This window comes from Rhodococcus sp. 24CO, assembly GCF_050586165.1.
In the GTDB taxonomy this organism is placed as follows: domain Bacteria; phylum Actinomycetota; class Actinomycetes; order Mycobacteriales; family Mycobacteriaceae; genus Rhodococcus_F.
Genome location: NZ_JAZFNF010000001.1, coordinates 895,214 through 918,326, shown reverse-complemented (window position 1 = coordinate 918,326; position 23,113 = coordinate 895,214). Strand labels below are relative to the sequence as shown.

The following is a 23,113-nucleotide window of genomic DNA, read 5'->3' as shown; positions in this document are numbered from 1 at the left end:
AACCCGGAAGCTAAGCCCTTCAGCGCCGATGGTACTGCACTCGACAGGGTGTGGGAGAGTAGGACACCGCCGAACACCCGTTAACCGAAAGGGGACCCAACATACTGGGTCCCCTTTCGTGCGTTGTATGAAAGGAAAGACTGTGTCGGAGAATGGCGACGAGCGTCGGTCCTTCCGTGGGGGAGGAACGCCTCGTTCAGGTGGCCCCCGTCGTGACAACGACGGGCGTGGTCCCCGAAGCAGCGGTGGCGGCGACCGCCGCAGCGGCGGAGGAGACAGAAGCGGCGGATCGCGTCGTGGCGGCGAGGGTGGATTTGCCCCTCGTGGACGCGACGGTGACCGCAATCAGCGTCAGGCAGCACGCCCTGACGAACCCGATCTACCCGACAACGTAGAACCGACCGAACTTGATCCAGCTGTTCGTCGTGATCTGCTGAGCTTGGACAAGGACAACGCCAACACAGTTGCGCGTCACCTCGTCATGGCCGGCAAGTTGGTCGACGAAGATCCGGAACTTGCACTGCTCCATGCCCGCGCTGCCCGTCAGCGCGCCGGCCGTATCGCGGTCGTTCGCGAAGCTGCCGGAATCACCGCGTACCACGCAGGTGAATGGGCTGAGGCATTGTCCGAGCTGCGTGCAGCTCGTCGCATGGCCGGCGGTCCTGGGCTCATTGCTGTGATGGCTGACTGCGAACGCGGATTGGGCCGCCCTGAGCGGGCGATCGAACTCGGTCGTAGTGACGAAGCCAAACTGCTGTCGGGCGATGAAGCGTCGGAACTTCGGATGGTCGTGGCAGGCGCACGGATGGATCTCGGCCAGTTCGATCAGGCAGTTGTCACCTTGCAGACTGCCGATCTTGACGCAAAACGCACCGGTGCGTCCGCTGCCAGGTTGTTCTACGCCTACGCCGACGCGCTTGTTGCGGCCGGCCGCGTCGAAGACGGTCTGAAGTGGTTCCTCAATGCTGCAGCAGCAGATCTCGAGGGCGACACGGATGCAGAAGAGCGGGTGGCGGAGCTGTCCGGAGAAGATCTGTGACGGTTCTCCGTAGCCAGTACGACGTACTTCTGCTTGATCTCGACGGGACGCTGTACGCGGGCGCTCACGCGATCCCTGGTACCCAGAGTGCTCTGGGCCAGGGATCGCAAGCTCTCTACTACGTCACCAACAATGCGAGCCGGTCACCATCGGATGTGTCTGCACATCTGACGGAACTCGGGTTCGATTCAGTCGACGACCGAGTTGTGACGAGTTCACAGACTGCTGCACGTCTGCTCGCCGAACGGGTCGCTCCCGGGTCTGCGGTCCTTGTTGTCGGAACCGAAGCGCTTGCCGACGAGGTGACTCGGGTTGGACTGCGTCCGGTGCGCGAGTTCGCCGAATCTCCGGTTGCCGTCGTACAGGGGCATTCGACCGCAACCGATTGGTCGATCCTCGCCGAGGCGTGCCTCGCAATTCGCGCAGGCGCGCTGTGGGTGGCGGCCAATCTCGACACCACGTTGCCGTCCGAGCGTGGTCTGGTGCTCGGCAACGGTTCGATGGTTGCTGCGCTGCGCGCCGCGACGCGCGTCGAACCGTTGGTGGCCGGTAAACCCGCGGCGCCGCTGATGAATGACGCACTTCTCCGCAGCGGTTGCACCAAGCCTCTCGTCGTCGGTGATCGACTTGATACGGATATCGAAGGCGCACATGCCGTTTCGATCGATTCTCTGCTTGTTCTGACCGGTGTCAGTACGCCCGCCGATGTCCTGCGCGCTCCGCTCGAGCAGCACCCCACCTTCATTGCCGCAACGTTGGATGCACTGAACCAGCCTGCCGCGTTGTCGAAGGTCGGCGCAGAATCGAAGTGGACCATCTCCGTGTCCGGTACGGCACTGGCCGTAGACGGGCCGATGGTGGGTGACGAGATGTCGCTGCTGCGCGCACTCGCTCCCGTGGCATGGGGGCATCCGTCGTTCGAAACCGTCGAGGCATCGGACGCCGAGGTGCAACGCGTCGTAGATTCGTGGCAGGTGTAAATTCTCGCAAGAGTGTTCGACTCGCGGGGCGGGGATGTGTGCGCAACCAATAGTCATGCACTAGCGTTGTGCGCGATGAGCACGCCGATATCGAACAACAAAAACACGAGCCCTGGCACCGGTGTGCCGGGGCCGTCGCGAGGTATTGACCCGGAGCGTATTCGGTCCGACGTCGAGGCTTTGCTCGTGAGTCTCGGGCAACTCGATCAGGATCCGAACGATCAGCACGGAGCAGGCGTGATTCCACACAAGGCGCAACTACTGGAACAAGCACACGAGGTGCTGGTCCAAGCACTGGCGTCTGTGGACAGGGTCTGACATGGCACGTAGAGCACGGGTGGACGCCGAACTCGTCCGTCGTGGATTGGCACGTTCACGCGATCACGCACAGGAGTTGATCTCGGCCGGCCGGGTCCTCATCTCAGGCGCCGTCGCAACGAAACCGGCTACGGCCATCGAAGCCGGAACACCGCTGCGTGTGGTCGAGGTCGAGCAGGAAGTCTCCTGGGCCTCCCGCGGAGCACACAAACTGATTGGCGCTCTTGATGCTTTCGGTGAATCAGGGCTGAACGTCGAGGGGCGTCGTTGCCTGGATGCGGGTGCCTCAACCGGTGGATTCACCGATGTTCTGTTGACCCGCGGCGCCAAAGAAGTGGTTGCCGTCGACGTCGGATATGGCCAGTTGGTGTGGCGGCTGCAGTCGGACGAGCGGGTTCACGTCATCGACCGCACCAATGTCCGCGCCATCGACGCAGAGACCATCGGCGGGACCGTCGACATGGTTGTTGCCGACCTCTCGTTCATCTCTCTCAAACTTGTACTCCCGGCATTTGTCGCATGTACCGCAGACGGTGCCGATCTCGTTCCGATGGTGAAGCCGCAGTTCGAGGTCGGCAAGGATCGTGTCGGTGCAGGTGGGGTTGTTCGTGACCCTGAGCTTCGGATCTCCGCTGTCCTCGAAGTGTCCGAAGCTGCCGCGAAGGTGGGCCTGCGTACCGCCGGTGTTGTTGCGAGTCCGCTGCCCGGCCCGTCCGGAAACGTCGAGTACTTCCTGTGGCTCAAGAAGGAATCTGTGCCGCAGGAGCAGGCTGACGATGAGCCGTCGGTCGAGGATCTGATCCGCAGAGCTGTAGAGGAAGGTCCGCAGTGAATGCAACCGCCGGGGGTGAGTCACGCGAGATTCTTCTGGTGGCACACCCGGGTCGCCGTGATATCACCGAAACTGCCAGACGCGTCGGAAAGATCTTCGAGAGTGCGGGCATTGGCTTGCGGGTGCTGGTCGATGAAGCCGACAGCTCGCGTATCGAGGCAATGACGGCGCCTGAGGGATTCTCGGCGCCGGATCTCGATGTGACAGTTGTCCACCCGGGCCCCGAAGCGGCTGTCGGCTGCGAAATGGTTCTGGTTCTCGGCGGCGACGGCACCTTTCTCCGCGCGGCGGAGTTAGCGCAGGAAGCGTCGATTCCGGTTCTCGGAATCAACCTCGGGCGCATCGGGTTCTTGGCGGAGACCGAGGCCGAGCACCTCGACGAGGCCCTCGCGCAGGTAGTCCGCAAGGAATACCGCGTGGAACACCGCATGACGTTGGACGTCGTGATTCGGGTCGATGACGAGATCATCGATCGCGGGTGGGCTCTCAACGAGGCGAGCATCGAAAACCGTTCTCGCCTGGGTGTTCTCGAAGTGGTTCTCGAAGTTGACGGGCGGCCGGTATCGGCGTTCGGCTGTGACGGTGTCCTGGTGTCCACGCCGACGGGGTCGACGGCCTACGCGTTTTCTGCCGGTGGTCCGGTGGTGTGGCCGGAACTCGAAGCGCTGCTTGTGGTTCCGAGCAATGCCCATGCACTGTTCGCGCGTCCACTCGTCACCAGCCCCGAATCTCTGATCGCGGTGGAGACTGTTGCCGGCAGTCATGACGGGTTGGTGTTCTGCGACGGTCGCCGCACGCTGGAACTGCCCGCGGGTGGACGAGTCGAGATTGTCCGGGGTGCGACGCCGGTCAAGTGGGTACGACTGGATTCGGCGCCGTTTGCCGATCGGATGGTGCGAAAGTTCGAATTGCCGGTGACCGGGTGGCGGGGAAGGAAGCCTTAAAACGTGCTCGCAGAGATCCGAATCGACAGCCTGGGTGTGATCTCCGAGGCGTCAGCGCAATTCCACGAGGGATTGACCGTCCTGACCGGTGAGACCGGTGCGGGTAAGACGATGGTTGTCACCAGCCTGCACTTGCTCAGTGGTGCTCGCGCCGATGCGGGGCGGGTGCGCCTGGGTGCGTCCCGTGCCGTTGTGGAGGGCAGGTTCGTCACGGATCTGTCGCCGGCGTCGGAACGGGAGATCGCGCGGATCCTCGAGTCCTCCGGCGCCGAACGTGACGAAGACGGCAGCATCATCGCGGTCCGGACCGTCGGCAGCGACGGTCGATCGCGCGCTCATCTGGGTGGTCGCAGCGTTCCGGCCGGTGTGCTCTCGGAGTTCACCGATCCATTGTTGACGGTGCACGGTCAGAACGATCAGCTCCGTCTGCTTCGCCCCGACCAGCAGCGTAATGCTCTGGATCGCTTTGGCGACAAGACAATCGGAACGCTACTGACGCGCTACCGGAAGCATCGCCGTGAATGGCTCGATGCTCGTTCTGAACTGATCGAACGCACGTCGAAGGCCCGCGAACTGGCGCAGGAAGCAGATCAGCTGACCTTTGCGCTCAACGAAATCGACGGTGTTGCACCGGAACCGGGCGAGGACGCCACCATTGTCGCCGAGGTTCGGCGCCTCAGCGATTTGGATTCGCTGCGCTCGGCAGCCGAGGAAGCGCATGCGGCACTCGCCGGTAGCGACGACATGGCCGGTGCTGATGTCGGAGTCTCGCCCGCACTGGATCTGATGTCGGAGGCCAGAGCACGGATCGAGTCCGTCGTCGACACCGATCTGGACGGATTGGGTGCGCGGTTGGCCGATGCCATCGCTGTTGTCACCGATGTGGCGGGCGATCTCAATACCTACCTCGCCGGTTTGCCGTCCGATCCGGGCGCTCTGAACACCTTGCTCTCGCGCCAATCCGAGCTCAAGACGCTGACACGCAAGTACGCCGCTGACGTCGACGGAGTTCTGGAGTGGGCGGACACCGCTCGCACTCGACTGTCCAAACTCGACGTGTCGTCGGATGCTCTCGGGTTGTTGAGCAAGCAGGTCGAAGAATCCGCTGCACTGACGGCAGATGCGGCCACCAAACTCAGCGCGGCGCGAGTGAAGGCGGCTGCAAAGCTGTCGAAAGCCGTCAGCGCGGAACTGGCCGGACTGGCTATGGGCCGGGCTGGTTTGGAAGTCAGTGTCCGGCAGCAGGTCGCCGGCCCTCAGGATTCGGCTCCGCTGAACGTCGGGGGAGTGGAACTGCACGCCGGTTCCGGTGGCGTCGACGAGGTGGAGTTCCGGTTGTCGGCGCACAGCGGCGCTCCGTCGTTGCCGATCAGTAAAAGCGCGTCCGGCGGTGAACTCTCGCGCGTGATGCTCGCCTTGGAGGTTGTTCTTGCCGGTAGCGACACCGGCGCGACGATGGTGTTCGACGAGGTGGACGCCGGAGTCGGTGGTCGTGCCGCCGTCGAGATCGGTCGCCGATTGGCCAAACTTGCTCGTACGCATCAGGTGATCGTGGTGACGCACCTTCCGCAGGTCGCGGCATTCGCTGATACGCACCTCGTGGTCGACAAGGTCGACGACAAGGGTGGCGTAGTCAGCAGTGGTGTACGGACACTCTCGGACAGTGATCGAGTCGTGGAATTGGCCCGGATGCTGGCCGGTTTGGACGATACTGAAACGGGCCGTGCACACGCCGAGGAACTGTTGGAAATAGCCAATGCGGCACGCGTCACAGATTGAACATTTTGTGGTGCAGTTGTGGTTGATGTGGTAGTTGGTTCGGCGCGCCTCCACCGATAGCGGCAAGTTCGGGTTCATCATCGAATCCATGAAGATGCCCGCATTGCTCTCCCGTAACACCACGTCGTTGCCAGGGATCAGCGGCATCGCCAGGGTCGATCGGAATACGGCCAAGCTTTTACGCCGTGTCGGTCCCGGGGATATCGTCGTCCTGGACGAACTCGACATCGACCGGCGAACAGCCGACGCTCTGGTGAAAGCCGGAGTGCTCGCGGTGGTCAACGCGTCGCCGTCCATCTCCGGTAGATACCCCAACCTCGGCCCGGAGGTGATCGTCGCCAACGGCATTGTCCTGATCGACGCGCCGGACGGCGAGGTCTTCAAGTCCATCAAGGACGGCAGCAAGATTCGCCTGCACGAAGGTGAGATCTTCAACGGGACAAAGAGCCTCGTCAAGGGGGAGGAACAGTCCGAGGCCGAGATCTCCGATCGGATGATCGAGGCAAAAACCGGACTGGTGGATCACCTCGAAGCGTTCTCCGGCAACACAATCGAGTTCATCCGAACCGAGAGTCCGCTCCTCATCGACGGCATCGGCGTGCCCGACGTCGATATCAATCTCAAGGATCGGCACGTCGTGGTGGTGTCAGACGGACCCGATCACGAGGCGGATCTGAAGAACCTCAAGCCGTTCATCAAGGAGTACTCGCCGATCATGATCGGCGTCGGCGCGGGCGCCGACGTACTCAGCAAAGCCGGCTACCGCCCCGACCTCATCGTGGGCGACCCGGAAGAAATCACCAGTGCCACTCTGAAGTCCGGCGCCGAGGTGGTTCTCCCCGCGGACCAGGACGGTCACGCTGCCGGCCTTTCGCGTATCCAGGATCTCGGCATCGGAGCCATGACGTTCCCGGCAACGGGGTCACCGACAGATCTGGCTTTGTTGCTTGCGGACCATCATGGTGCGTCGTTGATCGTGACGGTCGGTAACGTCGTCTCGCTCGATGAATTCTTCGATCGTGCTCGCCGCGAAAGCAATCCGTCGGCGTTCATGACCAGGCTCAAGGTCGGTCCGAAACTTGTCGACGCCAAAGCCGTCGCAACGCTGTATCGCAGTCGGGTATCCGGGGGAGCCATCGCTCTGCTGGTGCTCGCCGCACTGGTCGCGGTGATCGTCGCGCTGGTCGTATCCAATGCCGGTAGTGAAGTTCTCGACTGGGCAATCGCAACATGGAACAGCTTTGCGCTGTGGGTTCAGGGGCTCTTCAAGTGATTTCTATGCGTCAACACGCAATTTCGATTGCGGCTATTTTCTTGGCACTCGCGATCGGCGTTGTTCTGGGATCCGGAATGTTGTCGAGTGGGCTGCTTTCCGGTCTACGCGACGACAAGGCTGATCTGCAGAACGAGATCGAAAATCTCAACGAACAGAACAATAATCTCGAAGAGCAACTCAACTCCGCCGACGGTTTCGACTCGGCAGTGGGCGGACGCGTCGTACGTGATTCCCTCGCCGATCGCACTGTTGTGCTGGTGACTGCGCCCGACGCCGATCCGAGCGACTTGGACGGTGTCACGCGGTTGATCGCTGCATCGGGCGGCGCGGTGACCGGTCGAGTGTCCCTGTCGGATTCGTTTGTCGACGCCAGCGGTGGCGACCGTCTGCGGACGGTTGTGAACAACGTGATTCCGGCGGGCATCACGCTCAAGACCGGAGCAGTCGACCAGGGCAGCCTCGCCGGTGACCTGCTCGGATCAGTCCTCTTGCTCAACGGATCGACCAGTGAGCCGCAGAGCACGCGGGACGAGCTGAATCTGGCTCTCGACACGTTGCGCAGCGCAGGCTTCGTCACGTACGACGGCGTCGTCAAGCCGGCTCAGCTCGCGGTGGTTCTCACGGGCGACAATGGCTCGGACGACGGGGCTTCCGGAAATCGCGGCGCCGTGATCGCTCGTTTTGCCGGTGCGCTGGACGGACGCGGCGCAGGAACGGTTCTGGCGGGTCGACCCGGCTCGGCCGACGGCAATGGTCCGATCGCGGTTGTACGGGCCGATGCGGCGCTCTCAGCGGGTCTGACGACCATCGACAACGTTGATCGGGAAGCCGGCAAGATCACTACCTCGCTTGCTTTACAAGAGCAGTTGAACGGCGGAGCAGGACGGTACGGAACCGGCCCGGGAGCCGCGGCGATCACCGTCGGTGCGCCCGCGAGTTGATACCCCGGTCACATCGTGGGGCGAAACTCGGCGCGTAGTAGGCGTCGAGGCCCCATTGGTGTTACCGTGAAATCCCGTGGGTCGGCAGGCCCCAGCATTGCTTCAACAGACCAAGCCCTGCACAGTCGTCACGGGAGCCCCTTTTGCCACAGTCACGCAACACCACGCGTACCGCCACCAAGCACATCTTCGTCAGCGGAGGTGTTGCTTCTTCGCTCGGTAAAGGTTTGACCGCCTCCAGTTTGGGACAGTTGCTTACCGCGCGGGGCATGCGCGTGACCATGCAGAAACTCGATCCCTATCTCAATGTGGATCCGGGCACTATGAATCCGTTCCAGCACGGTGAAGTGTTTGTCACCGAAGACGGCGCGGAGACCGACCTCGACGTCGGACACTACGAACGCTTCCTCGATCGCGATCTCTCGGGTCAGGCCAATGTCACCACCGGCCAGGTGTATTCGACGGTTATCGCCAAGGAGCGTCGCGGCGAATACCTGGGCGACACCGTTCAGGTCATCCCGCACATCACCGATGAAATCAAGCGCCGCATCCTCGAGATGAGCGGCCCGGATCTGCAGGGTGTGCGTCCCGACGTCGTCATCACCGAAATCGGTGGAACTGTCGGCGACATCGAATCGCAGCCGTTCCTCGAGGCCGCCCGTCAGGTCCGCCACGACGTCGGCCGCGACAACGTGTTCTTCCTGCACGTCTCCCTCGTGCCGTTCCTCGGCCCGTCCGGAGAACTCAAGACCAAGCCGACGCAGCACTCGGTTGCGTCGTTGCGCAGCATCGGCATTCAGCCCGACGCGCTCATCCTTCGTTGCGATCGTGACGTCCCGCAGGGCCTCAAGAACAAGATCGCCCTGATGTGCGACGTCGACGTCGACGCCTGCATTTCCACTCCCGACGCTCCGTCGATCTACGACATTCCGAAGGTCCTGCACCGCGAAGGCCTCGACGCGTACGTCGTGCGCCAGTTGGGTCTGCCCTTCCGTGACGTCGACTGGACTGTGTGGGGCGATCTGCTCGATCGGGTTCACCAGCCGCGCGAGACCGTCCGAGTTGCGTTGGTCGGCAAGTACGTCGATCTGCCGGACGCGTACCTGTCGGTGACCGAGGCCTTGCGTGCCGGCGGTTTCGCCAACCGTTCCAAGGTCGAGATCTCGTGGGTTGCTTCCGACGAGTGCGAGACCGAAGCGGGTGCTCAGGCCGCACTCGGCGACGTCGACGCCATTCTGATCCCCGGCGGCTTCGGCATCCGCGGTATCGAAGGCAAGCTCGGCGCGATCCGATACTCCCGCGCACGCAAGCTCCCGCTGCTCGGTATCTGCCTTGGTCTGCAGTGTGTTGTCATCGAAGCGGCACGCAGCGTCGGTTTGACGGACGCCAACTCGGCTGAATTCGAACCGGACACCAAGTACCCCGTCATCTCCACGATGGCCGATCAGGAAGACGTAATCGCCGGCGAGGCCGACCTCGGTGGCACGATGCGTCTCGGTGCGTACCCGGCAGTGCTGACCAAGGGTTCGGTTGCCGCGCAGGCTTACGGAACCGAAAATGTGTCCGAGCGTCACCGTCACCGCTTCGAGGTCAACAACACCTACCGTGAGCGGATTGCCAAGTCCGGCTTGAAGTTCAGCGGTACCTCGCCCGACGGCCATCTCGTCGAGTTCGTCGAGTACCCGCGCGAGCAGCACCCGTTCTTTGTCGCCACGCAGGCGCACCCGGAGCTCAAGAGCCGTCCGACGCGTCCGCACCCGCTGTTCGCGGCGTTCATCGATGCGGCGCTGAAGTACAAGCTCGAAGAGCGTCTGCCCGTCGATGTTCACGCCGAAAAGACCATCGATACGGCCGCCACCGAAACTGAACTCGACGCCGTCACCGAATCCTCGGAAAAGGTCTAGCAAACACATGAGCGACCCCGGTCGGCACGAATTCGACACCCTTGACTCCACCACGATCTACACCGGCGCGATTATCGCGTTACGTAAGGACTCCGTGTTGATGCCAGGAGGTCAGCGTGCCGACCGGGAGGTCGTCGAACACCACGGCGCAGTTGCGGTGGTGGCGATCGACGCCGACGACAATCTTGTTCTGATTCACCAGTACCGGCATCCGCTCGGTCATCGGTTGTGGGAGATCCCGGCCGGTCTTCTCGACGCACCCGGCGAGAGTCCGTTGGACGCTGCCGCGCGTGAGTTGGGTGAAGAAACGGGACTCGGCGCTGATCGTTGGTCGGTGCTCGTCGATGTTGCACTGTCACCGGGGTTCACCGACGAAGCTGTGCGGATCTTCCTCGCCGAGGGGTTGCACGAGGTCGACCGGGAGGATCCCGAACACGAAGAGGCGGACCTGCAGATTGCCCGGGTGCCGTTGGCTGAAGCCGTCGACATGGCTTTGCGCGGCGATCTGGTGAACGCAACGGCGGTGTCCGGCATCATGGCGCTGGCGGCAGCACGCGCCGTCGGCACCGAACTGCGGCCGCCAGACGCTCCGTGGCCGGACCGTCCGACGGCCTTCGGGGTACGCAAGTCCAGGGCCTGAAATGCTTGCCCGACAGGTGGATTCGTTTCTGGACCACCTAGCCGTCGAGCGGGGATCCGCGCGCAACACCCTTCTCTCATACCGCCGCGATTTGTATCGCTATGTCGAATTCCTCAATGCCCGGGGCATCGACAACGTCTCGCGTGTTTCTGAAAACGACGTCACGGAATTCGTGACGAATCTGCGTCTGGGGGACAAGGACGCCGGAATCGTCGCGTTGGCGCCGAGTTCTGCCGCGCGTACCCTGATCGCGGTACGCGGTTTCCACAAGTTCTCGACCGCCGAAGGACTCACAACCGTCGACGTGGCCCGGGCGGTCAAACCACCGACCCCTGGACGCAAACTCCCCAAAGCGCTCCCACTCGACCAGATCATCGCCCTGCTCGAAGCGTCCGGTGGTGGCGCTGCCGGAGACGGTCCACGGGATCTGCGGGATCGCGCGCTCCTGGAACTGCTCTACTCCACCGGGGCGCGTATTTCGGAAGCGATTGATCTCGATGTCGACGACATCGACACCGCGTCGCGATCCGTTGTGCTCCAAGGCAAGGGCGGAAAGCAACGTGTGGTGCCCATCGGCCGGCCCGCGATCGAGGCCGTCGACGCGTATCTTGTGCGCGGCCGGCCCGCACTGGCTACGAGAGGCGTGCCCGCACTGTTCCTGAACGCTCGCGGCGGCCGGTTGTCCCGGCAAAGTGCCTGGCAGATCCTTCAGGACTCGGCGGCAGCGGCAGGAATCACGGCTGACGTTTCGCCCCACACGCTGCGACATTCCTTTGCCACACACCTGCTGGACGGCGGTGCCGACGTTCGTGTCGTGCAGGAACTTCTTGGCCACGCGTCGGTCACCACAACGCAGATCTACACCTTGGTCACCGTCACAGCGCTGCGTGAAGTGTGGGCGCAAGCACACCCTCGGGCGCGCTAGCTGCCTGCGTGTAATGCGTGTTGCGTGAGAAATCGGAGAAATAAGCGGTAGCGTTCAAGGCGCGCGAGCGACTCTTGTGAGTATCTAGCCTGTCGGAATTCGGTGTTGCCGGGTATTCCACGGGTTGCCGGCGCCGAGAGCAACCGTCGAAAGAACAGGGGAGCATCGGACCGTGTCGACATCGCAGCGAGCAGCGGCGGAGTCAGCGCCGCCGTATGTCACAACCCAGTACCTCGACCCTTCTACGGAACCTGCCCCAGCCGCCGATTCCGACGCGATATTCGATCTACCGGCAGCGTCGGACACTGCGTCCGTCGAAGAGCTGGGACCAACCGGTAGGCCGGTACGAGAAGTTCCGATGCCGACGCCGTTGCCACACCACGGTCCCGCGATGATCATCGCAATGTGCAACCAGAAGGGTGGCGTCGGCAAGACGACGTCCACTATCAATCTGGGGGCGGCGCTCGCGGAGTACGGCCGCCGCGTGTTGTTGGTCGATCTGGACCCGCAGGGCGCACTGTCCGCAGGGTTGGGCGTGCAGCACCACGATCTGGAACTGACGGTTCACAACCTGCTCGTCGAACCACGTGTGTCGATCGACGACGTGCTGATGCGCACCCGGATCGACGGACTGGATCTGCTGCCGAGCAATATCGATCTGTCGGCGGCCGAGATTCAACTGGTTACCGAAGTGGGACGTGAACAGACACTGGGCCGCGTCTTGCATCCGGTTCTGGATCGATACGACTACGTCCTCATCGATTGCCAGCCGTCGCTGGGTCTGCTGACGGTCAATGCCTTGGCCTGCGCTGATTCCGTGATCATTCCGATGGAATGCGAGTACTTCAGCCTGCGCGGACTGGCGCTGCTCAACGACACCGTCGAGAAGGTTCACGACCGGCTCAATTCCAAACTCGAGTTGGCCGGTATCGTCGTCACGATGTTCGATTCGCGCACACTCCACGCCCGTGAGGTGATGGCGCGCGTCGTCGAGGTGTTCGGCGACGTTGTCTACGACACCGTGATCAACCGCACCGTGCGTTTCCCCGAAACCAGCGTGGCCGGCGAGCCGATAACTACCTGGGCGCCAAAATCTGCCGGTGCCGAGGCGTATCGGGCGCTGGCCCGCGAAGTAATCCACCGGTCTGGTCGTTAGTGAAACTGATTCCACCGCAAGAAGATTCATCCCCGGCAGTTGCAGAGTTTCGCGTAACACTTCGAAATTTCGAAGGACCTTTCGATCTGCTGCTTTCCCTGATCAACCAACGCCAACTCGACGTCACCGAGATAGCGCTGCACACCGTCACCGACGATTTCATCGCGTACACCCGGCAACTCGGCAGTGCGATGGGGCTCGATCAGACAACAGAGTTCCTTGTTGTCGCCGCGACACTTCTCGACCTGAAAGCCGCCAGGCTCCTGCCGGCGGGAGAGGTCGAGGACGCCGAGGATCTTGCTCTACTCGAAGCCCGCGACCTACTTTTTGCCAGGCTCCTTCAGTACCGCGCCTACAAGCAAGTTGCGACGCTGTTCGGTGAACTCGAGGAAGCAGCGTTGCGGCGATATCCGCGTTCCGTTGCCGTCGAAGACCAGTTTGCCGATCTCCTACCTGAAGTGCTGCTCGGGGTGGATTCGCACAAGTTCGCGGAGATCGCGGCAACCGTCTTCGCGCCCCGGCCGGTGCCCACAGTCAGCCTCGATCACCTGCATGTGTCCAATATCTCGATCCCCGAACAAGCGGAGTTCCTACTCGAAATACTGCGCGCCCGCGGCGCCGGGGAGTGGGTACCGTTTCCGGACCTGATCGAAGACTGCGACGACGCCGCCCCGATTGTCGCGCGCTTCCTGGCGCTGCTCGAGCTGTACCGTCGGCGCACCATTGCCTTTGACCAACCCGAACCGCTCGGGCCACTGCTCGTTACCTGGACCGGCGAGGAATCAAGCCTCGTCACCGAGGAGGACTACCGATGAGTCTCGATCCAGCCGCGTCGGAATCTGCGCAGGTAGAAGACTCTGGTGAGCCCGATTCAGCGCTTGATTTCGAGCTCGGCGACACTCAACTCGACGCGGTTCTCGAGTCGCTGCTGCTCGTCGTCGATTCACCTGCGGAGGTGGCCCAACTAGCTTCGGTGACCGGTACCGATCCGACTCGCGTCGAGCAGCGACTGCAGGTGATGTCTGCCTCACTCACCGCCCGTGGCAGCGGTATAGACCTGCGATACGCCGGCGACGGATGGCGTTTCTACACGCGCCAAGAGTTCGCCCCCTACGTCGAACGGCTGCTGCTGGATGGCGCACGCACCAAACTGACCCGCGCAGCATTGGAAACTTTGGCGATAGTCGCATACCGTGGACCGTTGACTCGTGCGCGGATCAGTGCAGTACGAGGCGTCAACGTGGACGGGGTGGTACGCACCCTCCTCGCCCGCGGACTGATCGCGGAAGCCGGGCCAGACCCGGACACCAACGCGACACGGTACTCCACAACCGAACTGTTCCTCGAACGGCTCGGATTGAGCTCGCTGAGCGATCTCCCGGAGTTGGCACCGCTTTTGCCTGATGTCGACCTGATCGAGGACATCAGCGAAAGCCTCGAATCCGATCCGCGATTTGCGAGAATGAACAAGGCTGACGTGCCCGCCGATGTGGTGGACACCGAAGTCGACGACGACTGACGGGTGAAACCCCGCCGTCGTCAGCAGAAAGAAAAGACCCGACCACAGTCGGGAAACAGCTGAAAACTGACAGGAAAAAAGTGAACAATCCCGCTCGCCGAGATGGCACACCGGACCGTAACAACTCCCGCGACAACCGCGGCGCACGCAGCGATGCACCCCGTGGTGGTCGTAGCGACAGCCCCCGCGGCGCACGCAGTGACGCCCCCCGTGGCGCACGCAGCGAAGCCCCCCGTGGTGGACGCAGCAACACTTCCCGCAGTACTTCCGGATACGACCGCAATGCCGGATCCGACCGCCCCCGCACGGACGACCGCCGCGGTGGATTCAATGAAGATCGCCGCCCCCCACGCAGTGACGATCGGCGCCCCCCGCGCAGTGATGATCGTCGTCCCGCACGTAGCGATGACCGTCGTCCCGCTCGCACCGATGACCGTCGTGGTGGGTACAACGACGATCGCCGTCCCGCTCGCACCGATGACCGTCGTGGTGGGTACAACGACGATCGCCGTGGCCCTCGTAATGACGACCGCCGCGGCCCCCGCAGCGATGACCGTCGTACACCCCACGTTGATGCCCGTCGTGCACCGCGCGGTGGCGCAGACCGACGCAGCGACGATCAGCGCGGCGCACGCCCCGAGGCTCCTCGCGGCACTGCCTGGGCCAACGCACCTCGCGGATCCAAGTTCGACGGACCTCCGCGCAAGCGCCCGGCAGCCCCGACACCGGCGGCAACCAACAAGCGTGGCAAGCCGAAGACGGAGAAGCCGCAGCGCGTCGTCTCCCAGAACCCGTTGGTGTCCAACGCCAAGCCGGCGCGTCATCAGCACGCCGAGGTCACCAAGCACGACGGCCCGCCGAAGGGCGACGGCGTCCGCTTGCAGAAGGTGCTGGCTCAGGCCGGCGTCGCATCACGCCGTGCCGCAGAAGAACTGATCGACCAGGGTCGCGTCGAGGTCGACGGCCGCATCGTGGTCGAGCAGGGTCTGCGTGTTGATCCCGAAAACGCAGTAGTCCGCGTCGACGGCGTTCGTGTGGTCGTGCAGAAGGACCTCGTCTACTTGGCAATGAACAAGCCGCGTGGATGGCAGTGCACCATGTCGGACGACCTCGGTCGCCCGTGCGTCGGTGACATCGTCTCCGAGCGCGTTCAGTCCGGTCAGCGACTGTTCCACGTCGGACGTCTCGACGCCGACACCGAAGGCTTGCTCCTCTTCACCAACGACGGCGATCTGGCTCACCGCCTGATGCACCCGTCGTTCGAGGTTCCGAAGACGTACCTCGCCACCGTTCACGGTGTTGTCGAGCGCAGCACCGGCAAGCAGCTGCGCGACGGTGTCACCCTCGACGACGGTCCGGCCAAGGTGGACGCGTTCACCGTGCTCGAGATCAACGAGGGCAAGACGCTCGTCAAGCTCGTTCTGCACGAGGGTCGTAAGCACATCGTGCGTCGCCTCCTTGATGCCGTCGGTCACCCCGTTGTCCGTCTGGTTCGCACCAACGTCGGAGTTGTTGCTCTCGGCGATCAGCGTCCGGGAACGCAGCGCGTACTCGGTCGTAGCGAGGTCGGTGGACTGTACGAGGCGGTCGGCCTGTGACCGATTCGTCCATGCCGCTGGTAGTCGCGATGGACGGACCGTCCGGAACCGGCAAGTCCAGCGTCTCCCGCGCGTTGGCGGAGCGTTTGGGTGCTCGCTACCTCGACACCGGAGCTATCTACCGGATCGCGACCCTGCACGTGCTGCGTCAGGGAATCGATTTGGCTGATTCCGTTGCGATGACGAGCGCTGTTGCGGCGTTGCCGTGGTCCATCGGCACCGATCCCACCAGCGAGCAGGTTCTGCTGGACGGCGTCGACGTCGGCGAAGAGATCCGCGGCGACGCGGTGACCAAAGCGGTCTCCGCAGTGTCGGCAGTGCCGGAAGTTCGGGATCTGCTCGTTGCGACGCAGCGCGAGTTGGCGTCGAGCGCAGACCGGATCGTCGTCGAAGGACGCGATATCGGAACCGTCGTACTCCCGGATGCGGACGTCAAGATTTTCTTGACCGCATCCGCGGAAACCCGTGCGGCACGGCGCAATACGCAGAACGTCGGCCAAGGCCGAGAAGACAATTACGAAGCGGTGCTGGCTGATGTGCAGCGCCGTGATCATCTCGATTCGACTCGGGCAGTGTCGCCGTTGCGCCCTGCCGAGGATTCCATCCTGGTGGATACGAGCGAATTGGGCATTGAAGATGTGATCGCCAAGCTGCTGTTGGTGGTCAGCGACAGAACTGGAGCAGTGCAGTGAGCGACGATCTGGTAACCGAATTTGCCGGCGACGGAACCTGGTCCGAGGAATCGGAGTGGGACTACGCCGATCTCGAAGCGGACGGCGAGGGCGAAGCGCACATTGCCGTCCCGACCTTGGCTGTTGTCGGTCGACCGAACGTCGGCAAGTCGACGCTCGTGAACCGCATCATCGGCCGCCGTGAAGCGGTCGTCGAGGACATCCCCGGCGTTACCCGCGACCGCGTCTCATACGAGGCGAACTGGGCCGGACGACGCTTTCTCGTCCAGGACACCGGCGGATGGGAGCCCGACGCGAAGGGGCTTCAGCAGGCCGTTGCTCGTCAGGCCGAGTTGGCCATGGGAACGGCTGACGCCATTCTCCTGGTCGTCGACGCTGTTGTCGGAGCCACTGCGACGGACGAAGCTGTCGCTCGCGTGCTGCGTCGTTCCAAGACCCCGGTCATCCTCGTTGCCAACAAGGTGGACGACGGACGCACCGAGTCCGAGGTTGCAGCACTGTGGTCCTTGGGCCTCGGTCAGCCGTACTCCGTGAGTGCGACGCACGGCCGCGGTACCGGCGACCTGCTCGACGAGGTTCTGGAGAAGCTTCCGGAAACCCCGCGTGAAGGCATCCCCGGCGGCGGTCCGCGTCGTGTTGCTCTCGTCGGAAAGCCGAACGTCGGAAAGTCCAGCTTGCTCAACAAGCTGTCCGGCGACGAGCGGTCCGTTGTGCACAACGTTGCCGGCACCACCGTCGACCCCGTCGACTCGATCGTCGAACTCGGCGGGCGCCCTTGGCGTTTCGTCGACACGGCTGGTCTGCGCAAGCGCGTCAGCCATGCCAGCGGCGCCGAGTTCTATGCGTCGCTGCGCACGAAGAGCGCGATCGAGGCCGCTGAGGTCGCGATCCTGCTCATCGACGCACACGAGCCGATCACCGAGCAGGACTTGCGTGTCCTGAGCATGGTGGCCGACACGGGTCGCGCTCTGGTGATCGCATTCAACAAGTGGGACCTCGTGGACGAGGACCGTCGACTCATGCTGGACAAGGAAGTGGACCGCGATCTGGTTCGCGTTCCGTGGGCTCAGCGAGTCAACATCTCCGCCCACACCGGTCGCGCCGTGGCGAAGCTCGTGCCCGCCCTCGACACCGCTCTCGAGTCTTGGGACAAGCGCATCCCCACGGGTCGCCTGAACACCTGGCTCAAAGAAGTTGTGGCAGCAACACCGCCGCCGATGCGCGGTGGTCGACTGCCTCGCATCATGTTCGCGACCCAGGCAAGCACACGCCCGCCGACCTTCGTTCTCTTCACCACAGGCTTCCTCGAGGCTGGCTACCGCCGCTTCATCGAGCGGCGTCTGCGTGAAGAGTTCAACTTCGACGGCAGCCCCGTCCGCGTTTCCGTGCGAGTGCGCGAGAAGCGGGACCGCAAGAGCCGCTAGTTTGCACGCCAATGTAGTGCCAAAAAGCCTCTGACCAGCCGATTGGTACTTCAGCCCGTCTCTGATGTAATCTTTCCAAGCGCCCGAAACAAGGGCGCGGACGGGCTGTGGCGCAGCTTGGTAGCGCACTTGACTGGGGGTCAAGTGGTCGCAGGTTCAAATCCTGTCAGCCCGACCGAAGAACAAAATGGTGGTTTCGGAGAAATCCGAAACCACCATTTTTGTTTGTCCTAGTGGATGTCGAACCGGCATTCACACAGGGATTGGCTCGAACTCCCGCATTTCGTCCCGCCCTGCACGAACTATGCCCGCGGATGATTCGGGTACTTCGTTCCACGCTCCCGGAAGGTCGCGCAGTGGTTCGGAAACGACGATTCGTGCTTCCTCACCCAGATGATGCAGTGCTTCCACTTCGGGATGGAGTTTCCGCAGCGTGGAGATCTCGGTGGAGAAGAAGAGCGACCTTGATTGCTTTTCGCTCGAGTACCGGAAGATCCAGGTGGATGCTCCGTCCGTCGTAGCAACCGTCATCTGTACTGGATTGTCGATTCCGTGGGCGCGGGCTGTGTGCTCGACAAACCCGACGGCTCTGGCAACCGCGTCGAACGGATCATCGGTCAAGCCGAAGGTGAGCGCGAGAAAGAACAGCGTTTCAGAGTCCGTGGTGCCCTCCAAGTCGGGGAAGAGCGATGGATCGATGGCGGTCACCAGTTCACGTTTGATCTCATGAAAGCCGTGCAGGGAACCGTTGTGCATCCACATCCAATTTTTGTGCCGAAATGGGTGACAGTTGCTGCGCTGCACTGGAGTACCTGTTGATGCGCGGACGTGTGCGAAGAGTAGTGGCGTTCGCAATTGGCTGGTGACCTCGCGGAGGTTCGAGTCGTTCCACGCGGGTTCGATGCTCTTGAACAGTGCTGGCGCGCTGCCCTCGCCGTACCAACCGATTCCGAAGCCGTCACCGTTAGTTGTTGTAGCACCGAGACGAGAATGCAGGCTCTGGTCGATCAACGAGTGCTTTGGCCGGAACAAAAGGTCATGCGCGAGGATTGATTCACCTGAATATGCCAGCCACCTGCACATATTTCCATTGAATCAGATCGAGGCAGTGATGACGATCCTCTACGAGTGCTGAGGGTTAAGGTTGAAGTGCACTGGTTGTGCCGTCGGGCCCAGTGGCCAGGAGTTACGCGCCGACGGAGTGAGTAGACCGTCCGATGGATAAAGGTGATTCGCTCGGCACTCAGCGGTACCCGCCGTTGCCGGCCGCGGAGCTGGGAAGTGCCGGCTTCGATGATGCCGAGGAGATCGGCCGCGGCGGTTTCGGCGCCGTCTATCGCTGTATCCAGGCAGACTTGGATCGCACAGTTGCGGTGAAGATACTCACCGTCGATCTCGACGAGGAGAACCGGGCCCGCTTCTTCCGCGAACAGCAGGCGATGGGTCGATTGACCGGGCATCCGAACATCGTCAACATTTTGCAGGTAGGTGCCACCGACAGTGGCCGTCCATACATCGTGATGCCGTATCACCCGCAGGATTCCCTCGACGCACGGATCCGCCGCGACGGTCCATTGCTTTTGAATCAGGCGTTGCGACTGGGGGTGAGACTGGCGGGTGCGGTGGAGTCGGCGCACAAGCTCGGCATCGTGCACCGGGACATCAAACCCGCCAACATATTGCTCACCGATTACGGAGAACCGGAGTTGGCGGACTTCGGTATTGCGCACATCACCGGGGGTTTCGAGACCGCCACCGGTGTCGTTACCGGGTCGCCGGCGTACACGGCGCCGGAGGTGTTGGGGGGAGATCCGCCGAGTCCAGCGGCCGACATCTATGGGCTTGGTGCCGTCCTCTTCTGTGCTCTCACCGGTCATGCCGCGTACGAGCGTCGTAGCGGTGAGCAGGTTGTCGCGCAGTTTCTGCGGATCACCACGCAGGCGGTGCCCGATTTGCGTGACCACGGGGTCCCCGACGACGTGTCCGAGGTAATCGCCCGCGCGATGTCCAGGACGCCCGGCGCGCGCCCGGCCACAGCAGCGGAGTTCGGCGAGGAATTGCGGCAACTGCAACGGCGCCACGATTTTCCGGTCGATGAGATGCCCCTGCGCGACGAACCCGACACGCAGGGCAACGACCGGCGCCCTGGGCCACAAGTTCGACTGCGACGTTCAGTTGCCTTTTCTCCGAGGACGACGGGGGAGCTTCCGCTGGAACTGACCAGCTTTGTGGGCCGCCGACGCGAGCTGACCGAGGCGAAAAGGCTGCTCGCCGCGGGCCCGTTGGTGACGTTGACCGGGATCGGAGGTGTCGGTAAGACCCGGCTGGCGATGCGGCTCGCGGCGGGGGTGCAACGGGAGTACGCCGACGGTGCGCGGCTCGTGGAGTTAGGCGAGTTGCGTGACGAGTCGTTGCTGGCCGAGACGGTGGCCGGTGTACTGGGACTGCAGGACCAGCCAGCGAGACCGGTGACGGAGATTCTGATCGAGTTCCTCGAGCCGCGGGAATTGTTATTGGTTCTCGATAACTGTGAACACCTGGTCGATGCCGCTGCAGAATTGGCCGCCACATTGGTGCGCGTCTGTCCGTCGCTACGGATTCTTGCCACCAGCCGCGAACCCCTTGGTGTCGGCGGGGAGGCGGTGCTGCGGGTTCCGCCGCTTGGCGTACCCGATCCGGAGGGGAAGCTGTCGCTCCGGGGGTTGCCCAAATACGACGCGGTGTCGTTGTTTACCGAGCGCGCGGCGGCGGCAGTTCCGGGATTTGTGCCCACCGAGGAGAATGCGGAGACGGTGGCTGGGATTTGCCGCAGGCTCGACGGGTTGCCGTTGCCTATCGAGTTGGCTGCGGCACGGTTGCGGGCCATGTCGCTCGAGCAGATCCTCGAGCGGTTGACCGACCGATATGCGCTGCTGACTCGTGGCAGCCGGGGTGCCCCGTCGCGGCAGCAGACGCTGCGGTTGTGTATCGACTGGAGCTTCGAGTTGTGTACTGCGAGTGAGCAACTGGTGTGGGGACGAGTGGCGGTATTCGCGGGTAGTTTCGAACTCGATGCTGTGGAACTGGTGTGCGGCGCGGACCAGGATCCGGGCGAGCTCTTGGATACTTTGTCGTCATTGGTGGACAAGTCGATTCTGATTCGCGAGGACCTTGGGTCGGTGGTGCGGTTCCGGATGCTCGGGACGTTGCGGGAGTACGGGTACGAGAAGCTCGAGCAGGCCGGTGATCTAGTGGAACTGCGTCGCCGTCATCGGGACTGGTACGAGCGGTTGGCGCTCGATGCGGAGTCCGAGTGGATCAGCGCGCGCCAACTCGACTGGATCGCCCGTCTGAATCGCGAACAGCGGAACCTGCGAGAGGCACTCGAATTCAGCATCGCCGACAATCCTGCCGTTGGCCTGCGGACCGCTGTCGCACTGTCCTTCTTCTGGAACTCCCAAGGCGCCTACAACGAGTGTCGACATTGGATCGGTCAGTTGCTTGCCCTTCAGAGTGGCCCACCCACTCTCGACTGGGTCAAGGGCCTCGATTTCGCCGCTCTGATGGCGAGTGTGCAGGGTGACCTCACGGCGGGAGCGGGGCTCGTCGACGAGGCGCGGAGTCTCACCGCTCACATGCGTGACCCGATGATGCGGATACTGGTCGCTCTTGCCGACGGAATGCATGCCCTTTACAGTGGTGACCCCACGCGAGCCTCCTCGCGTCTCGAAGCCGCCGTCGCCGGATTCAGCGGGCGTGAGGAAACCGCACTGGAGATAGGTGCACTGTATCCGTTGGGGTTGGCCTACGGACTGCGTGGCTCGACGGACCAAGCGATCGAATGCCACGAGCGAGCGATCTCGATCACGGAAGCACGCGGAGAGACGATGGCTCGGTCGTACTCGATATGGGCACTCGCAATCGAAGTGTGGCAAAAGGGCGATACCGATCGTGCGGTGCGGCTACTCGAGCAATCGCTGAACCTGTCGCGGCAAACGCGAAGCCCTCGTGTTGCCGCAGCCTGCCTCGGGACAGTGGCCTGGATCGAGTGTAGGCGGCGCGACGCCACCAGAGCCGCAGTGTTGACAGGAGCGGCAGAGGGGTTGGCGCACTCGATGGGCAGCACCGCGATTATTCACTCCAATTTACTTGCTTACCAACAGGAATGCGAGCGGAGGGCGCGTCAGATGCTCGGAGACAAAGCATTCGCGGCGGCTTACCGGAAGGGCAAAGGTTTTGGATTCGACGTGGCAATTTCCTACGCACTCCGTGAACCAACGTTCGATGCTTCCAGATCCGACGCCGACGCGCCGACGCGACTGACCAAGAGGGAGCGCCAAGTCGCCGATCTCATCGCTCAAGGTCTGACCAACCAGGCCATCGCCGATCGGCTGGTGATCTCACCGCGCACCGCCCAAGGGCATGTGGAGCACATACTGACAAAACTGGGGTTCACCTCGCGGGCGCAGGTTGCAGCCTGGGTCGTGGAGCGAGCCCGCGATTGAAAATCTATTTAGGATCTCGCGAGATCGATTGTTGATCAGTAGATTTGGTGTGTCCGTCTAACGGTGGCTTTCGGTTGCTCCGAGGACGAACGGATCCGGAAACGGCGCGGATATGCTGAGTCTGTGGAAGCCACTGAGTACCGCGCCGCACTGAGAGCCGTCCTCGACACCGCGTCGCCGGCCGTGGCCGCTCGGCTCGAAACGATATGCAACACAGCGTCTGCCCGAATTGATGGCGTGATCATCGAGGTATTCGTCGACCAGGACGCGCACGGCACGTTCGATGTCTGGGCGCGATTCGACGGCCCCGACGCGTTCACGTTGGATCGGAAGCTCGGCGATGAGCGGGAGCTGTTCGGGGTCATCTGGGGTGAGGACGGCTGGGAGCCTGCGGTTCCGGTCCGGCCGCGGATTTGGTCACGAGAGGAACTCGAGGGCGTCATCGTCGAGGTCATTGCCGAGTGGATCGACACGCTCATCCCAGTCGGGGTATCGAATCTGTACTGGGAGGTCGCCACGCCGGACGGTGCTGTCGACCCGCGCCCCGTCGGAGCGAACCGTGACTGAGCCGGCAGTCGATTGCGTTCTTGGTGGGGAAGCGCTCGGCTGACATCTACGTGGCAGCGATGGGGCAAAGCGCGTGGTTCGGAGCAATGCCAATC

Annotated in this window: 20 protein-coding genes, 1 tRNA gene and 1 rRNA gene; 21 read left to right on the top strand and 1 reads right to left on the bottom strand. The window is 62.9% G+C overall.

Features of this window, described 5'->3' with window-relative positions; translation table 11 throughout:
• From rrf to V2B23_RS04060, 19 genes are all read left to right on the top strand, one after another.
• Window positions 1-75, top strand: a 5S ribosomal RNA gene (gene rrf / locus V2B23_RS04150); the annotation flags it as partial.
• A 52-nt stretch (window positions 76-127) separates the two neighbouring features.
• The gene (locus V2B23_RS04145) at window positions 128-1,039 is read left to right on the top strand and encodes a hypothetical protein (protein ID WP_430949138.1); all 912 of its coding nucleotides are present in this window, start codon (window positions 128-130) and stop codon (window positions 1,037-1,039) included.
• Window positions 1,036-2,019 (top strand): HAD hydrolase-like protein, encoded by a 984-nt coding sequence (locus tag V2B23_RS04140; protein ID WP_430949137.1) that lies wholly within the window; start codon window positions 1,036-1,038, stop codon window positions 2,017-2,019. Before V2B23_RS04145 ends, V2B23_RS04140 begins: the two co-directional genes overlap by 4 nt.
• A 75-nt stretch (window positions 2,020-2,094) precedes the next feature.
• The gene (locus tag V2B23_RS04135; RefSeq protein WP_430949136.1) at window positions 2,095-2,337 is read left to right on the top strand and encodes a hypothetical protein; all 243 of its coding nucleotides are present in this window, start codon (window positions 2,095-2,097) and stop codon (window positions 2,335-2,337) included.
• Between the two features lies 1 nt (window position 2,338).
• A complete protein-coding gene (locus V2B23_RS04130) occupies window positions 2,339-3,169 on the top strand; it encodes a TlyA family RNA methyltransferase (protein ID WP_430949135.1) in 831 nt (276 codons plus the stop codon).
• Window positions 3,166-4,113, top strand: a complete 948-nt coding sequence (locus tag V2B23_RS04125; RefSeq protein WP_430949134.1) for an NAD kinase — start codon at window positions 3,166-3,168, stop codon at window positions 4,111-4,113. The genes V2B23_RS04130 and V2B23_RS04125 overlap by 4 nt, the downstream gene beginning before the upstream one ends.
• 3 nt (window positions 4,114-4,116) lie before the next feature.
• Window positions 4,117-5,892 carry a DNA repair protein RecN gene (recN, locus tag V2B23_RS04120; protein ID WP_430949133.1) on the top strand — a complete coding sequence of 592 codons (1,776 nt, stop codon included), beginning with the start codon at window positions 4,117-4,119 and terminating at the stop codon, window positions 5,890-5,892.
• Window positions 5,893-5,980: 88 nt separating this feature from the next.
• Window positions 5,981-7,165, top strand: coding sequence for a putative cytokinetic ring protein SteA (gene steA / locus V2B23_RS04115; protein WP_430949132.1), 1,185 nt, complete (start codon window positions 5,981-5,983; stop codon window positions 7,163-7,165).
• A complete protein-coding gene (locus tag V2B23_RS04110) occupies window positions 7,162-8,109 on the top strand; it encodes a copper transporter (protein ID WP_430949131.1) in 948 nt (315 codons plus the stop codon). Before steA ends, V2B23_RS04110 begins: the two co-directional genes overlap by 4 nt.
• A 143-nt stretch (window positions 8,110-8,252) precedes the next feature.
• On the top strand, window positions 8,253-10,013 hold the full coding sequence (locus V2B23_RS04105) for a CTP synthase (protein WP_430949130.1): 1,761 nt from the start codon (window positions 8,253-8,255) through the stop codon (window positions 10,011-10,013).
• A 7-nt stretch (window positions 10,014-10,020) separates the two neighbouring features.
• Window positions 10,021-10,653, top strand: a complete 633-nt coding sequence (locus V2B23_RS04100) for an NUDIX domain-containing protein (protein ID WP_430949129.1) — start codon at window positions 10,021-10,023, stop codon at window positions 10,651-10,653.
• Window position 10,654: 1 nt separating this feature from the next.
• A complete protein-coding gene (xerD, locus tag V2B23_RS04095; RefSeq protein WP_430949128.1) occupies window positions 10,655-11,578 on the top strand; it encodes a site-specific tyrosine recombinase XerD in 924 nt (307 codons plus the stop codon).
• Window positions 11,579-11,750: 172 nt separating this feature from the next.
• A complete protein-coding gene (locus V2B23_RS04090; RefSeq protein ID WP_430949127.1) occupies window positions 11,751-12,734 on the top strand; it encodes a ParA family protein in 984 nt (327 codons plus the stop codon).
• The gene (locus tag V2B23_RS04085; RefSeq protein WP_430949126.1) at window positions 12,734-13,549 is read left to right on the top strand and encodes a segregation and condensation protein A; all 816 of its coding nucleotides are present in this window, start codon (window positions 12,734-12,736) and stop codon (window positions 13,547-13,549) included. Before V2B23_RS04090 ends, V2B23_RS04085 begins: the two co-directional genes overlap by 1 nt.
• Window positions 13,546-14,253 (top strand): SMC-Scp complex subunit ScpB, encoded by a 708-nt coding sequence (gene scpB, locus V2B23_RS04080; RefSeq protein WP_430949125.1) that lies wholly within the window; start codon window positions 13,546-13,548, stop codon window positions 14,251-14,253. Before V2B23_RS04085 ends, scpB begins: the two co-directional genes overlap by 4 nt.
• Before the next feature lie 80 nt (window positions 14,254-14,333).
• Entirely contained in the window at window positions 14,334-15,851 is a 1,518-nt protein-coding gene (locus V2B23_RS04075) for a pseudouridine synthase (protein WP_430949124.1), read from the top strand.
• An 11-nt stretch (window positions 15,852-15,862) separates the two neighbouring features.
• Window positions 15,863-16,543 carry a (d)CMP kinase gene (cmk, locus tag V2B23_RS04070; RefSeq protein ID WP_430949187.1) on the top strand — a complete coding sequence of 227 codons (681 nt, stop codon included), beginning with the start codon at window positions 15,863-15,865 and terminating at the stop codon, window positions 16,541-16,543.
• Entirely contained in the window at window positions 16,540-17,967 is a 1,428-nt protein-coding gene (gene der, locus V2B23_RS04065) for a ribosome biogenesis GTPase Der (RefSeq protein WP_138868844.1), read from the top strand. The genes cmk and der overlap by 4 nt, the downstream gene beginning before the upstream one ends.
• Window positions 17,968-18,068: 101 nt before the next feature.
• Window positions 18,069-18,142 (top strand) — tRNA-Pro (locus tag V2B23_RS04060).
• Between the two features lie 77 nt (window positions 18,143-18,219).
• Here the strand turns inward: V2B23_RS04060 and V2B23_RS04055 are convergent.
• Window positions 18,220-19,050 carry a class II glutamine amidotransferase gene (locus V2B23_RS04055; protein ID WP_430949123.1) on the bottom strand — a complete coding sequence of 277 codons (831 nt, stop codon included), beginning with the start codon at window positions 19,048-19,050 and terminating at the stop codon, window positions 18,220-18,222.
• A 134-nt stretch (window positions 19,051-19,184) separates the two neighbouring features.
• Here V2B23_RS04055 and V2B23_RS04050 point away from each other — a divergent pair, with 134 nt between their 5' ends.
• On the top strand, window positions 19,185-22,451 hold the full coding sequence (locus tag V2B23_RS04050; protein WP_430949122.1) for a protein kinase domain-containing protein: 3,267 nt from the start codon (window positions 19,185-19,187) through the stop codon (window positions 22,449-22,451).
• A 123-nt stretch (window positions 22,452-22,574) separates the two neighbouring features.
• Window positions 22,575-23,018: a DUF6389 family protein gene (locus V2B23_RS04045; RefSeq protein ID WP_430949121.1), complete on the top strand. Its 444-nt coding sequence runs from the start codon at window positions 22,575-22,577 to the stop codon at window positions 23,016-23,018.
• The last annotated feature ends 95 nt before the right edge of the window (window positions 23,019-23,113 follow it).